Annotated in this window: 13 protein-coding genes; 10 read left to right on the top strand and 3 right to left on the bottom strand. The window is 57.4% G+C overall.

The window, feature by feature from the left end; genetic code table 11:
- Positions 1-5: 5 nt before the first annotated feature.
- Together DL239_RS13155 and DL239_RS13150 are read right to left on the bottom strand one after the other, a co-directional pair.
- Positions 6-809, bottom strand: a complete 804-nt coding sequence (locus tag DL239_RS13155) for a metal ABC transporter ATP-binding protein (RefSeq protein WP_167684559.1) — start codon at positions 807-809, stop codon at positions 6-8.
- 2 nt (positions 810-811) lie between these two features.
- The gene (locus DL239_RS13150) at positions 812-1,777 is read right to left on the bottom strand and encodes a metal ABC transporter solute-binding protein, Zn/Mn family (RefSeq protein WP_167684558.1); all 966 of its coding nucleotides are present in this window, start codon (positions 1,775-1,777) and stop codon (positions 812-814) included.
- Positions 1,778-1,976: 199 nt separating this feature from the next.
- Between DL239_RS13150 and deoC the strand changes: the two genes are divergently transcribed.
- The 3 genes from deoC to DL239_RS13135 are packed head-to-tail and all read left to right on the top strand — an operon-like array spanning position 1,977 to position 5,552.
- A complete protein-coding gene (gene deoC, locus DL239_RS13145) occupies positions 1,977-2,957 on the top strand; it encodes a deoxyribose-phosphate aldolase (protein ID WP_167684611.1) in 981 nt (326 codons plus the stop codon).
- A gap of 4 nt (positions 2,958-2,961) precedes the next feature.
- A complete protein-coding gene (locus DL239_RS13140; RefSeq protein WP_167684557.1) occupies positions 2,962-3,219 on the top strand; it encodes a DUF1272 domain-containing protein in 258 nt (85 codons plus the stop codon).
- Positions 3,216-5,552, top strand: coding sequence for an aldehyde dehydrogenase family protein (locus tag DL239_RS13135; RefSeq protein ID WP_167684556.1), 2,337 nt, complete (start codon positions 3,216-3,218; stop codon positions 5,550-5,552). Before DL239_RS13140 ends, DL239_RS13135 begins: the two co-directional genes overlap by 4 nt.
- A 72-nt stretch (positions 5,553-5,624) precedes the next feature.
- On the opposite strand, the gene DL239_RS13130 is transcribed toward DL239_RS13135, so the two are convergent.
- On the bottom strand, positions 5,625-5,816 hold the full coding sequence (locus DL239_RS13130; protein ID WP_167684555.1) for a DUF1674 domain-containing protein: 192 nt from the start codon (positions 5,814-5,816) through the stop codon (positions 5,625-5,627).
- Positions 5,817-5,900: 84 nt separating this feature from the next.
- Here DL239_RS13130 and DL239_RS13125 point away from each other — a divergent pair, with 84 nt between their 5' ends.
- The 7 genes from DL239_RS13125 to DL239_RS13095 all read left to right on the top strand — a co-directional run bounded on the left by DL239_RS13125 (position 5,901) and on the right by DL239_RS13095 (position 14,504).
- Positions 5,901-7,178: an RsmB/NOP family class I SAM-dependent RNA methyltransferase gene (locus DL239_RS13125; protein ID WP_167684554.1), complete on the top strand. Its 1,278-nt coding sequence runs from the start codon at positions 5,901-5,903 to the stop codon at positions 7,176-7,178.
- Positions 7,179-7,271: 93 nt separating this feature from the next.
- Positions 7,272-9,014, top strand: coding sequence for a heparinase II/III family protein (locus tag DL239_RS13120; protein WP_167684553.1), 1,743 nt, complete (start codon positions 7,272-7,274; stop codon positions 9,012-9,014).
- Positions 9,015-9,036: 22 nt separating this feature from the next.
- Positions 9,037-10,626, top strand: coding sequence for a bifunctional phosphoribosylaminoimidazolecarboxamide formyltransferase/IMP cyclohydrolase (gene purH, locus DL239_RS13115; protein ID WP_167684552.1), 1,590 nt, complete (start codon positions 9,037-9,039; stop codon positions 10,624-10,626).
- Positions 10,627-10,642: 16 nt separating this feature from the next.
- Positions 10,643-11,122, top strand: coding sequence for a signal peptidase II (gene lspA, locus DL239_RS13110; RefSeq protein WP_167684551.1), 480 nt, complete (start codon positions 10,643-10,645; stop codon positions 11,120-11,122).
- A 53-nt stretch (positions 11,123-11,175) separates the two neighbouring features.
- On the top strand, positions 11,176-11,691 hold the full coding sequence (locus tag DL239_RS13105; protein ID WP_167684550.1) for a DUF3035 domain-containing protein: 516 nt from the start codon (positions 11,176-11,178) through the stop codon (positions 11,689-11,691).
- A gap of 150 nt (positions 11,692-11,841) precedes the next feature.
- Positions 11,842-13,185: a M16 family metallopeptidase gene (locus DL239_RS13100; RefSeq protein ID WP_167684549.1), complete on the top strand. Its 1,344-nt coding sequence runs from the start codon at positions 11,842-11,844 to the stop codon at positions 13,183-13,185.
- Positions 13,182-14,504 (top strand): M16 family metallopeptidase, encoded by a 1,323-nt coding sequence (locus DL239_RS13095; RefSeq protein ID WP_167684548.1) that lies wholly within the window; start codon positions 13,182-13,184, stop codon positions 14,502-14,504. Before DL239_RS13100 ends, DL239_RS13095 begins: the two co-directional genes overlap by 4 nt.
- Positions 14,505-14,634: the final 130 nt, after the last annotated feature.

Below are 14,634 nucleotides of genomic sequence, written 5' to 3'. Positions count from 1 at the left end.
GTCAGTTACCCCAGAGCCAGCGCGAGTTGGTCGACCTGCGCCGTTGCCAGACGGCCACCATAGGCGGCTTGCAGGGTGTCTGCGGTAAAGGCCTCGGCCACGGTACCCTCGGCCACTTTGCGGGTATTGATCAGGAATACGTTGTCGAAATAGTCGGACACGGTTGCCAGATCATGGTGCACAACGACAACGGTTTTACCCGCCTCACGCAGAGATTTAAGCACACTGATAATCGCTTTTTCTGTCGCCGCATCCACCCCAGCAAAAGGTTCATCCAGCAAATACAGATCAGCGCCCTGCGCCAAGGCCCGCGCCAGGAACACGCGCTGTTGCTGGCCACCGGATAGCTGACCTATCTGACGGGTCGCAAAGTCGCCCATGCCGACCCTATCAAGGCAATCCATCGCTTTGGCTTTGTGATCGCCTCGCAGACGGCCCAGCAAGCCCAACTCGCGGTATAATCCCATCAGGACCACATCAATCACACCGGTTGGGAAATCCCAGTCTACACTGGCACGCTGCGGCACATAGGCAATGCGGGCGCGCTTGTCATCCAGTGGTTGACCAAAGACCTTTACCTGCCCAGAAACAGGTGAAACGATACCCAGCGCAGCCTTGAGCATGGTAGATTTACCAGCGCCGTTAGGGCCGATGATCGCAGTCATCTTTCCCGCTTCAACCGTCATATCGACCGAGAACACAGCAGGTTTCTGACCATAGGATACCGTCAATCCGCGGATCGTCAGCGGGCTATCCTCTAGCCCTTGGTCCTGTTGGACTTGTCCGTTGCTGCTTGCCAGATCCAACATGATCAGGATCCCGCCGACAGTTTGCCAGCCATACCGCGTTCAGGCACTTCAGCGCCCAGCGCCCCACCTATGGTTGAGATATTGTGGTCCAGCATGCCGATATAGGTGCCTTCATAAGTGCCATCAGCGCCCATCGCATCCGAGAACAGCTCTCCACCGACCCGGACTTCGTGGCCCTGCGCCGCTGCGCCTTCGATCAGCGCCCGCATAGAACGATCCGAGACCGAGCTTTCGACAAACACTGCGTCGATCTGACGTTCAACCAACATGTTCACCAGTTCTCCGATCCGGTTCAGGCCTGCCTCGGACTGGGTAGAGATGCCCTGAATGCCCAGAACCTCGAACCCATAAGACTGACCAAAATAACCAAAGGCATCGTGGGCTGTAACCAGAACCTTGTTGCGATCCGGCACGGTTGCCAGAACCTTGTCACCATAGGCAATCAACTGATCCAGATCCGCCAGGTGGGTTTCGGCATTGGCCGCAAAGATCTCTGCGGCTTCTGGGCGCGCGTCGGTCAGTGCCTTTTGCACTTCGGCCACCACAAGCTTCCACAAGACCGGGGTCATCCAGACGTGCGGATCATACTTGTCTTCATATGTGTCATGGCTGCGCAGAATATCCTTGGGCAGGCCTTCGGCCACCGCAACCACCTGTCGCTTGCGCGCAAGGTCGTGAAAGAACTCACCCATCTGGGCTTCGAGATACAGACCATGCCACAAGACCAGATCAGCGCGTGTCATCGCCACGATGTCGGATCGGGTCTGGCGATAGGCGTGTGGGTCAACACCCGGCCCCATCAGGCCACGCACCTGAACCAAATCGCCGCCAATCTGACGCGCGGCATCCGCGATCATGCCGGTAGTCGCGACCACCTTCAATGGCGCCTCGGCCAAAGCTCGGCCAGCTACCATTGGCAGCGACATCACAATCATCAACCCCATCAGGGCAAACCGGCGAATCCACATGGACGGAGACCTCCTAAACGTTCAACTTGGATTGAATATGAGAACCATTCTCAACTAAGTCAACGCAATTGCGACTTATTCGCAAAAAGAATCCGATTTTTGTCCAACTAGTCAAATTTTTCGTGCGGATTGCGCGCCACTCGCTTGCGCAGATCGCCGCCCCGTGTCACCGTTGCGCCGAACATTCGAGGACGTCATGATGGACAGCCAATCAATAGAACAACACGGCCAACTGGTTGAACCGCGCAATCCCGGCATGGCGCTGGATTTGGACTGGGTGGCCAATGTGCAGGCCAACACCTCAGCTATTGAGCGCCGCGCCGCCAGCTTGCCCGGCCGCCGCAGCGTCAAAAAGGATTATCAGGCTGCATGGTTGCTAAAGGCAATCACACTGATCGACCTAACCACACTATCCGGTGACGATACCACTGGCAGGGTCCGCCGCCTGTGTGCCAAGGCGCGCCAACCGGTTAGCCCTGCGCTGCTTCAGGCTTTGGATATGGAAGGCATCACCACCGGCGCAGTCTGCGTGTATCACGACATGATTGCCCCGGCAGTAAAGGCTCTGGATGGAACAGACATTCCAGTTGCAGCCGTTTCTACCGGTTTTCCGGCAGGTCTGTCGCCGTTTCACCTGCGTATTGCCGAGATCGAGGAAAGCGTCAAAGCTGGCGCCAAAGAGATCGACATCGTTATCTCGCGCCGCCACGTACTGACCCAGAACTGGCAGGCTTTGTATGACGAAATGCGGGCCTTTCGCGCGGCTTGCGGTGATGCCCACGTCAAGGCGATCCTGGCAACTGGTGAACTAGGCACCCTGCGCAATGTCGCCCGTGCCTCGCTGATTTGCATGATGGCTGGTGCTGATTTCATCAAGACATCAACCGGCAAGGAAAGCGTCAACGCTACCCTGCCCGTGTCACTGGTGATGATCCGCGCCATTCGCGACTATTATGACGCAACTGGATACCGGGTCGGCTACAAACCGGCTGGTGGTATTTCCAAAGCCAAGGACTCAATTACCTATCTGGCGCTGATCAAGGAAGAGCTGGGCGATCGCTGGCTACAACCCGACCTGTTCCGTTTTGGTGCCTCGTCGCTGCTGGGTGATATCGAACGTCAGCTGGAACACCACGTCACCGGCGCATACTCGGCGGGCTACCGCCACGCGATGGGGTGATCAGATGCTAGACCTTCGACCAAATTGCGAATGTTGTGACAAAGACCTGCCACCGGAGAGTACCGAGGCGATGATCTGCACATTTGAGTGTACGTTTTGCTCTGACTGTACGGAAACCGTTCTGCACGGCGCCTGCCCCAATTGCGGCGGTAATTTCACTCAACGCCCGATCCGCCCTGCCGCCGCGCTTTTGCGCAACCCTGCTTCGACCAAACGCGTGCTCAAGCCTCAGGGCTGCCCCGCACAGGAGATGGCACAATGACCGTCAAAGAGATATTTGAAACCATGGACTATGGCCCCGCCCCCGAAAGCGCAGTTGAAGCTCTGGCCTGGCTGGTCGATCAGGGCGACCGTTTTGGCCACTTCATCGACGGCTCTTTCACTACACCTGCCGATGGGTTCGAAAGCCGCAACCCAGCGAATGGCGAGGTTTTGGCAACGCTATCACAGGCTACACAGGCAGACGTCGACAGTGCCGTAGCCGCTGCCCGCACGGCGCAACCGAAATGGGAATCGCTGGGGGGACCGGGTCGTGCCAAGTTCCTCTATGCTATCGCCCGTCTGCTGCAGAAACACTCACGCTTGGCTGCGGTGCTGGAAACGCTCGACAACGGCAAGCCCATTCGCGAGGCACGGGACATCGACATCCCGCTGGCCCAGCGGCATTTCTATTACCATGCTGGCATGGCGCAGCTGATGGACAGCGAGCTGCCTGACGCCGAAGCTCTGGGTGTCTGCGGTCAGATCATTCCGTGGAATTTCCCGCTGCTGATGTTGGCCTGGAAAATCGCCCCGGCGATTGCCATGGGCAATACCGTGGTGCTGAAACCGGCGGAATACACCTCGCTCACCGCGATGCTGTTCGCTGACATCTGCCAACAGGCCGGTCTGCCTGCTGGTGTTGTCAATATCGTCACCGGCGACGGGGCAGTTGGTGAAATGATCACTGCAGCCGAAGTCGACAAAATCGCCTTTACCGGCTCTACTTCGGTTGGCCGCCGCATCCGCGAGGCGACTGCAGGTTCAGGCAAATCCCTGACACTCGAACTGGGCGGAAAAAGCCCCTACATCGTGTTCGACGATGCCGATATTGATTCGGCGGTCGAGGGACTGGTGGATGCCATCTGGTTCAATCAGGGCCAAGTCTGCTGCGCCGGATCACGCCTGTTGGTGCAAGAAGGCATTGCTGAGGCTTTCCACACCAAGCTGCGCGCCCGCATGGACAAGCTGCGCATCGGCAACCCGATGGACAAATGCATCGACGTGGGCGCCATTGTGGACCGGGTGCAGCTGAACGCTATCACCGAATTGGTCACCGCCAATACAGCAGGTGAAATGTATCAGACCAAGATCGACATGCCTGTAGGCGGCTGCTTCTATCCCCCGACCCTGATCGAGGGCCTGACCACATCTGACACACTGATGCAGGAAGAGATCTTTGGCCCGGTGCTGGTTTCAACCACCTTCCGCACCCCGGGTGAGGCTGTCGAAATCGCCAATAACACCCGCTACGGCCTTGCCGCGACGCTGTGGAGCGAAAACGTCAATCTGGCACTGGATATCGCTCCAAAACTGGTGGCCGGTGTGGTCTGGATCAACGGCACCAACATGTTCGACGCGGCTGCCGGCTTTGGCGGTGTGCGCGAAAGCGGCTTTGGTCGTGAAGGCGGATGGGAGGGTCTCAGCGCCTATACAAAACCAAAAACCAAGACCAAACCACTAGAACTGGTCAAACCTTTCAAAGGTGGCGGGGCAACAGCCGATCCGCTGGACCGCACCGCCAAAATGTATATCGGCGGCAAACAGGCGCGGCCCGACAGTGGATATTCACAGGCCATTTATGGCAAATCCGGCACTTTATTGGGCCATGTTGGCATCGCGAACCGCAAGGACGTGCGCAACGCGGTCGAAGCCGCAGCCGGGGCCAAGGGCTGGAGCAAGACCACTGGTCACCTGCGCGCGCAGATCCTGTATTATATCGGTGAAAACCTCTCGGCCCGCGCCGACGAATTCGCCCATCGGATCAACATCATGGCAGGCAAACGCACCGGCGCCACCGAGGTAGAGGCCGCGATCCAGCGCCTGTTCTCTGCCGCTGCCTGGGCCGACAAATACGACGGACAGGTGCACAACGTACCAATTCGTGGCGTCGCTATGGCGATGAAGGAACCAGTCGGCATTATCGGCGCACTTTGCCCGGATGAATCGCCGCTGCTCGGGCTAGTCTCGGTCATGGCCCCGGCTATCGCCATGGGCAACCGGGTGATTCTCTCAGCCTCGCACCCCTATCCGCTTGCCGCGACCGACTTCTATCAGATCCTGGACACCTCGGATGTCCCAGCTGGCGTGGTCAACATTCTAACTGGAAATCACACCGAGGTCGCCAAGCCACTGGCCGCGCATCTAAACGTGGATGCCGTCTGGAGCTTCTCTTCCAGCAACCTGTCCGCGACAATCGAGGCCGCGTCCGCAGGTAACCTGAAACGTACCTGGGTCAACCATGGTCTGGCGATAGACTGGTCGCAAGACCACACCAAACGTTTCCTGCAGGCCGCAACCGAGGTGAAAAACATCTGGGTGCCCTACGGCGAATAACCGGATCCAGGCTTCATCTGGCCAAAAATATCCTGGGGGTTTGGGGGCTAGCCCCCAACTCCACCCTTCGCCTCAAAAGTCGATGGCAATACCTTTTTTCTCCCAGTCCCCGTACCGGGCAGGATCCAGACCATCACGCCCACCCAGTTCTTTGGGTAGCGGTGCTTTGCTTTCAGCTGCTTTGCGACGCTCTTCGGCCTCGGCCAAGGCGCGAATGGCCGCTGGTGGCAAATCTGAATTGTCTGATCGAGTTTGATCGCTCATCGCGGGTTCCTTTATGCTGAACCCATGATATACGCCCCTGTCTCGCGGGAACAACCCGCACCCTGCCCGTTCTAGGAGCTGAAAATGTCCAAACCCGCCACCCAATCGGCAACTCAGGCGCGCCGCAGCGCAATCTACTTGCTGGATCAGGTACTCGGCGAAGGGCGCTTGCTCCCTGAAATTCTCTCTTCTGGTGCTTTGGACAAACTACCACCCGAAGATCGAGCGCGGGCACAGCGTCTGGCAATGGAAACCCTGCGCGGTTTGGAACGCGCCGACCGGCTGTTGAAAAAACACCTGCGCAAGTCGACCCCATTGATGGTCCATAATGCCCTGCGTCTAGGGACTGTGGAGCTGTGCCAAGGCGCAGCTGCTCATGGTGTGGTGAATTCCATGGTTGAAATCGTCTCTAAGCACAAACGCCATGGCAAGCTGAAAGGTCTGGTCAACGCGGTGTTGCGCAAGATCGCAGATGAAGGCCCCGAGGCATGGGCCAGCCTGCGCGTCCCGCGACTACCGAAATGGCTGCGTAGTCCCTTGGCTCAGGCTTGGGGCAATCCCGAAATGTTGGAGATTGAGAAGGCTCATTTCAACGGCGCGCCGCTAGACATAAGCAGCAAACCGGGCACAGATCTATCCGCTTTGGGTGGTGAGGCACTGCCAACAGGCTCTGTGCGCCTTAAAGATGCAGGTCAAGTTTCTGCGCTCCCCGGATTTAACGATGGCACGTGGTGGATACAGGATGCCGCTGCAGCGCTTCCCGCTCGCGTATTGAACATGCAACCGGGTGAAACTGCTCTGGATCTATGCGCTGCGCCCGGTGGCAAAACACTGCAATTAGCAGCTGCTGGAGCCAAGGTTACCGCAGTCGATATCTCGAAGGGCCGGATGGCGCGGGTTCAGGAGAACCTGACTCGCACTGGCCTCGTCGCTTCGACCATCGTGGAGGACGCTCTGGAACAACAGGGACAGTACGACGCCGTGCTGTTGGATGCGCCCTGCTCGGCCACCGGCACCATTCGCCGTCACCCTGACCTACCCCATGCCAAAGATGGCAGCGAGTTTGGCCCGTTGATCGAGTTGCAGGCCCAGATGCTGGCCCACGCGTGGACACTGGTGAAACCCGGCGGCCGCTTGCTATTTTGCACCTGTTCACTGCTACCGGACGAAGGTGAATGTCAGGTCGAAGAGGCGCTGGAGATGTTCCCCGACATGACGGTTGATCGTGAAGCGCTAAACCTGCCCGGTGTCGATCCCGCTTGGATCACCGAAGAAGGTGGTCTTCGTTTGCGGCCTGATTACTGGGCGGATCGTGGAGGAATGGACGGGTTCTACATGGCTTGTCTGCGCAAAGCTGCCTAAGGGTCCCCAGATGCCTGCATTCAATCGGTGACTTGCTGAACAGCCCGCGCTATGCTCCGCCAAAACGCCAACAGAGCGTATGAGGCGAAGGGCATGTCCAGACACGATAGATCAGCGAGTCGCAGCACCCGCTTTATGAACCGTCTCTACGCGCGTTTAGCGCGCAGGCAATCGTCCGTGACCGGATTCGTCTCACAGCCGGAACCCCGTACTATTGGCAGTTTCGCCCGTGGGCGGCAGTTGGTAGCCGGTAACTTGCTATTTGCCGGATACCTGGTCGAATCGCCGACAACCGGATTGTGGGAGGTCGAAGCCCCTGACGTTGCCTTTGATGCAGAACGTAATGGGTTTACCTGGCTTGATGATCTGGCCTCAGTTGGCGACCTACCTGCACGCGAAAAAGCGCAGAAATGGCTTTGGGGCTGGATAAAAGCACACGGCAAGGGTAGCGGCGTAGGCTGGTCGCCCGACCTGACAGGTCGACGTGTGATCCGATGGATAAACCACGCGCTGTTTCTGTTACGTGGTCAGGACAAGGCTGCCAGCGAAGCCTTTTTCCGCTCTCTCTCGCAGCAGACATGGTTTTTGTCACACCGCTGGCAAGGGGCTTCGCCCGGATTGCCCCGTTTCGAAGCCCTGACCGGATTGATCTACGCCGGACTAGCGTTAGAAGGGCGTGAAGAACTAGCCGACCCAGCGATCAAAGCTCTGGCCCATGAATGTGAGCAACAGATCGACGATCTAGGCGGATTGCCAACCCGCAACCCAGAAGAACTGCTAGAAGTTTTCACACTGCTAACATGGGCAGCTGCAGCCCTGCACGAGGCAGGACGTACGGTACCGCATGCTCATACCGAAGCTATAGAACGTATCGCACCGACCCTGCGCACTCTCCGTCATAGTGACGGCAGCTTAGCTCGGTTTCATGGTGGCGGCCGTGGATTGGAAGGTTGGCTGGATCACGCATTAGCGGCCAGCCATGTGGCTGGGAACCACGCGGACGGGTTGGCGATGGGTTATGCCCGGCTATCAGCTGGCCGCAGCTCAGTCATTGTCGACGCTAGCGTGCCCCCGCTTGGCGCGGCCTCGAATAACGGCCATGCTTCGACGTTGGCTTTTGAACTCAGCTCGGGGCGACGACCTTTCATTGTCAATTGCGGATCTGGCGAGGCTTTTGGCGTTGAATGGCGTCGGGCCGGACGCGCAACCCCGTCACATTCGACCTTATGTATCGAGGGCCATTCCAGCTCCCGACTAAAGCCACCGCAAAAAGGTAGCGGTCATGAAGCCCTGACAGAATCTCCGGATAATGTGCCGGTTGAATTAAGCGAAGTTGACAGCGGTTTTCGCTTTCAGGGTGGCCACAATGGATTCGACCGGCATTTTGGTCTGACCCATGCGCGCTCGCTGGAGCTGTCTTTTGATGGTCGGTCGCTATCGGGCGAGGATATGTTGCTGGCGCTAGAGGACGCATCAAAACGGAAATTCGACCGGGCCATGGACGCGCTGTCACTGAAAGGGGTCGGGTTCGATATTCGTCTGCATTTGCACCCCGAAGTGGACGCTGCCCTTGACTTAGGTGGAACTGCGGTATCCATGGCGCTTAGAAGCGGTGAAATTTGGGTATTTCGTCACGATGGAAACTGCGAGTTAAAGCTGGAACCAAGCGTTTATCTGGAAAAGAACCGTTTAAAACCACGCGCGACAAAACAAATCATTCTATCTGGGCGGGCGATGCAGTATGCGACCCGCGTGCGGTGGACGCTAAGTAAAGCCCAAGAGACTGCGATTGCCGTGCGCGACCTTACTCGGGATGACCCCGAGATCCCTGACTGAGCCTGCAAAGGACTGCCCTGTTATGACCGACCTTCACCCCGTACGCCGTGCGCTGCTTTCCGTATCTGACAAGACTGGCCTGATCGAGCTGGGCAAAGCCCTGTCTGAGCGCGGCGTTGAACTGCTCTCCACCGGCGGCTCTGCCAAGGCGCTTCGCGATGCCGGCCTTACGGTAAAAGACGTTGCTGACGTCACCGGTTTTCCTGAAATGATGGACGGCCGCGTCAAAACCCTGCACCCCGGTGTTCACGGTGGCCTGCTCGCCCTGCGCGACAACGACGCACATGTGGCAGCAATGAAAGAGCACGGCATTGGCGAGATCGACCTACTGGTGGTCAACCTGTATCCATTCGAGGCAACTGTGGCCAAAGGTGCAGACTATGGCACCTGCATCGAAAACATCGACATCGGTGGCCCTGCAATGATCCGTGCAGCCGCCAAGAACCACGCCTTTGTTAATGTGGTTGTAGACGTCGAAGACTACGCAGAACTGCTGGGCGAGCTGGATCAAAACAACGGCGCCACTGGTCTCGGTTTCCGTAAGAACCTGGCACAAAAGGCCTATGCCCGCACCGCGGCATACGATTCGGCAGTGTCCAACTGGATGGCCAATGCACTGGAACTGGCAGCGCCCAAGCGCCGCGCCTTTGCGGGTGATCTAAAGCAAACGCTGCGTTATGGTGAGAACAGCCACCAATCAGCAGCCTTTTATACAGATGGCTCTGATCGTCCGGGCGTAGCAACAGCGGTTCAGCTGCAGGGCAAGGAGCTGTCGTACAACAACATCAACGACACAGATGCGGCCTATGAGCTGGTTGCCGAGTTTGACCCAACCGAAACCGCAGCCGTTGCGATCATCAAACACGCCAACCCCTGCGGTGTGGCACGTGGCGCGACGCTGACCGAGGCTTACCAAAAAGCGTTTGACTGCGACCGCACGTCGGCGTTTGGCGGCATCGTTGCACTGAACCAACCGCTGGATGCTGAAACAGCCACCCAGATCGTTGAGATCTTTACCGAAGTGGTCATCGCTCCGGGTGCGTCTGATGAAGCCAAAGCTATTTTTGCCGCCAAGAAAAACCTGCGTCTGTTGCTGACCGATGGTCTGCCCAACACCCGCGCGCCAATTGTCGCCTACAAACAGGTGTCCGGTGGCATGCTGGTTCAGGACAAAGACGTTGGCTATGTTGCCATGGATGATTTGAAGGTTGTGACCAAGAAAGCGCCGACAGACGAACAGATGCAGGATCTGTTGTTTGCCTGGAAAGTCGCCAAACACGTCAAATCCAACGCCATCGTCTATGTCAAAGGCAGCGCGACTGTCGGTGTTGGTGCCGGCCAGATGAGCCGTCTGGACAGCGCCAATGTGGCAGCTTCCAAGGCTCAACGGATGGCTGATGTTCTTGAAATGCCAGAAAGCCCGGCCAAGGGCTCTGCCGTCGCTTCGGACGCTTTCTTTCCGTTTGCGGATGGTCTGCTGGAAGCAGCCGCAGCCGGTGCCAGTTGTGTTATCCAGCCAGGTGGCTCAATGCGCGACAACGAAGTAATCGCTGCTGCAGACGAGGCTGGTTTGGCCATGGTCTTTACCGGCATGCGCCACTTCCGCCACTAAGGAGTTACGCAGGGTTATGGGAATGCGTTGGATGTTTTGGGCCGCTTTAGCGTCCCTAGTTCTGGACCAGGCAAGCAAGTATCTGGTTGTCCACTGGATGCAGCTGTGGCGCGTCCGCAGCATCGACGTATTCCCGCCCCTGCTTAACTTTCGCTATGCTGAAAATGTTGGCATCAACTTCGGCCTGTTCGGCGACAGCTCGGATGCGATGCGCTGGATCCTGGTCGGAGTGTCGGTGGTTATCTGTGTCGCTGTAGCGGTCTGGATTCGGGGCTGGCATCCGTCGCGCTGGATGCAGCTTTCTGCGGGTTTGGTAATCGGTGGAGCACTGGGAAATGTGGTCGACCGGCTGATGTATGGCTACGTTCTGGATTTTCTCAATATGTCTTGCTGCGGCATTCGGAACCCCTATTCATTCAACGTTGCCGACATCTTTATTTTCGCCGGCGCCGCTGGCCTGATCTTCTTTGAAAGCCGGGATAAAAAGGCCGCGTGACCTTGGAAATAAAATGCTGTAAAAGCACCTCAAACAGGCAGGAGTACGGGGCCATGCGGATCCCACTGGGTGTAATTTTTGTAACCACAGCGTTAGCCATTTCGGGCTGCGGCTCATCAGGCCTGCGTGAACTACAGCAGCCCAGCACTGGACCAGATGAATTTATGGTGATGCCTGCAGGGCAACTGACGCCTCCTGAGAACTACGCTTTGTTGCCTACGCCCACTCCAGGCGGATCCAACCTTACAGATCAGAATCCTCAGGCCGATGCAGTAGTAGCCCTTGGTGGCAACCCCGCAGCGCTGAATTCAGGTGGTGGTGTCCCGACAAGTGATGGCGCTCTGGTTACGGCCTCTAGCCGGTATGGCGTTCAACCCGACATTCGAGCCTCTCTTGCTGCCGAGGACGCCGCCTTTCGCAAGCGTGAAAACAGAACCGCACGGTTCAAACTTTTTGCTGTCGACCGCTACGAAGAAGCCTACGATAAAGAAACGCTCAATCCGTTTAAGATCAACCAATGGTTCCGTAACTCCGGATATGGCACTCCTTCGGCTCCTCCGGGCGAATAATACTCACAATTTCGACAGGCAGGTCGCGGCAATCTTGACCGCGCCCCATAAGACCCTGAAATACCAATTAGAACGTCCATGGACCTAGACCGCGTTTTTTGCGCGCTACGTTACCATTTGCTAGGCCTGTTTTAACAAGGAGGATGCCGCATGATCAAACGGATCGCGTGGGCCACTGCGATACTTTCAACCAGCTGGACTACAGCCGCAATCGCAAGTGAGGAACTGGTATCCAGTTTTGAACTTAACAACGGCATGCAGATCGTTGTCGTCGAAGATCACCGCGCACCCGTGGTCCAGCACATGGTCTGGTACCGCGCCGGGTCAGCAGATGAGCCCAAGGGGCAGTCTGGGGTGGCGCATTATCTGGAACACCTCTTGTTCAAAGCCACAGATAAGTTGGAAGCAGGCGAACTTTCTGCAACGGTTGCAGCCAACGGTGGACGCGACAACGCCTTTACCAGCCATGATTACACCGCCTATTTTCAGCGTGTTGCATCAGACCGGCTGGAACTGATGATGAGCATGGAAAGCGACCGCATGGTCAACATTCGGCTGACCGAAGAAAATATCGTCACTGAGCGCGAAGTTATTCTGGAAGAGCGCAACCAGCGCACCGACAACAACCCACGCGCACTGTTCCGCGAACAAGCCAACGCAGTGCAGTACCATAATCACCGCTACGGGGTGCCGATCATCGGGTGGCGCCATGAAATGGAAACCCTGGACATGGATGACGCCCTGTCCTTTTACGGCACCTATTACGCGCCCAATAACGCTATTCTGGTTGTCTCTGGCGATGTCGATCCGAACGAGGTAAAATCACTGGCCGAGAAATACTATGGCGTGATCCCTGCCAACCCTGACCTGCCCGAACGGCTACGTACCGAAGAACCGCCGCAAACTGCGGCACGGCGCATGACCTTCAAAGACCCGCGGGTAGCCCAACCCTATGTCCAGCGCTCATATTTGGCGCCCGAACGTGACAGTGGTGATCAGGAAACTGCAGCAGCCCTGTTTCTACTGGCAGAGCTGTTGGGTGGCGGCACTACATCCTATCTGGCCAATGCCCTGCAATTCGAAAAACAGACCGCGGTTTATACCGGCGCGTTCTATTCAGGCATGTCGCTGGATGACACAACCTTTTCGCTGCTGATCGTCCCCAGTGAAGGCGTCACCCTACAGGAAGCAGAGGATGCGTTGGACGGTGCCTATGCTGCCTTTCTGGAAGACGGCGTAGATGCCGAACAGTTGGACCGGATCAAACTACAACTGCGTGCCTCTGAAATTTATGCCCGCGACAATGTCGATGGCATTGCCAACCGTTATGGCCGGGCATTGACGTCGGGTCTGACGGTCGAGGATGTGCAGGCATGGCCCGATATCCTGCAGGCCGTCACCGCAGAACAAATCATCGCAGCCGCCAAACAAGTCCTCCAGCCCGAGGTTTCGGTAACCGGTTGGTTGATGCGAGACGAGGAGGTCTCCCAATGAACCGCTTCAAACTGATTGTGGCGACACTCGCCACCTGCCTTCTTGCCTTGCCTGCAGTGGCCGAGGTGAAGATCAAAGAAGTGGTTTCGCCCGGAGGCATCACCGCCTGGTTGGTCGAAGATCACTCGATTCCGTTTACTGCGCTGGAGCTTCGCTTTCGTGGCGGCACTTCGCTGGATGCCCCCGGCAAGCGCGGCGCGATTTATCTGATGGCAGGGCTGCTAGAAGAAGGCGCCGGCGATCTTATGGCGCAGGACTATGCCAAAGCGCTAGAGGCACTAGCCGCCTCATTTTCATATGACACCAGCAAAGACACCACTTCAATCTCGGCCCGTTTTCTAAGCGAAAACCGCGACGAAGCAATCGCCCTGCTAAGCGACACCATCCACCAGCCCCGCTTTGATCAAGTTGCTGTGGACCGGGTTCGTGGGCAAGTTCTGTCGGGACTGCGTTCAGACACCAAAGACCCCAATGAAATTGCGGGCAAGGCCTTTGCCGCCATGACCTATGGTGATCACCCCTATGGTACCGATGGCAAGGGCACCATCGACAGCGTCACCGCCCTGACCCGGCAAGACATGATCGACGCCCACAAGGCCGTTTTTGCCCGGGATAGGCTCTATGTAGGGGCCGTGGGTGACATCAACGCCGAACAGCTGGGCGCGCTACTGGATACGCTGCTGGGCGACCTGCCCGAATCCGGCGCGGCTATCCCCGGCCCAGCCGAAGTTACCATCCCCGGCGGCGTCACAGTAGTCGACTTTGACACACCGCAATCAGTGGCACTGTTTGGTCAAATCGGCATCGATCGCGATGACCCAGAGTTTTTCGCGGCCTATGTGATGAACCAGATTTTGGGTGGAGGCTCTTTTGAGAGCCGGTTGATGACCGAGGTCCGCGAAAAGCGCGGCCTGACATACGGTGTCTATTCCTATCTGGTGCCGCGTGATCTAGCAGCGGTCTATATGGGCTCGGTCGCCTCGGCCAATGACAAGATGGCCGAAGCGGTGCAGGTGATCCGCGACGAATGGCGCCGCATGGCCACCGAAGGCGTGACCGAGAAAGAACTGCAGGATGCCAAAACCTATCTGACCGGCGCCTATCCGCTGCGGTTTGACGGCAACGGCCCGATAGCCTCGATCATGGTCGGGATGCAGATACAGGGCCTGCCCATCGACTATATCGCCACCCGCAACGACAAGGTGAACGCGGTCACGCTGGAAGATGTGAACAGTTTTGCGGCCAAACTCATGGACCCGGACGGCTTGCACTTTACCGTTGTTGGCCGCCCCGTCGGGTTGGAAAGCAGCGCTCAGTAAAACGGAACAGGGTGCAATTGATCAACGCGCCCTGTTTTGCGCCCCGGCGTCGATACTATCATTTGAAAATCAGCAAATGACAAAGTAAAGGTCGCATGATCCACACCCGGTTCAGCCGCCAACGCTCCTA

The sequence above is a fragment of the Parasedimentitalea denitrificans genome (assembly GCF_011813015.1).
GTDB classification, from domain to species: Bacteria; Pseudomonadota; Alphaproteobacteria; order Rhodobacterales; family Rhodobacteraceae; genus Parasedimentitalea; species Parasedimentitalea denitrificans.
The sequence above is the reverse complement of the archived record's forward strand: the minus strand, read 5'-3'. Positions and strand labels throughout refer to the sequence as shown.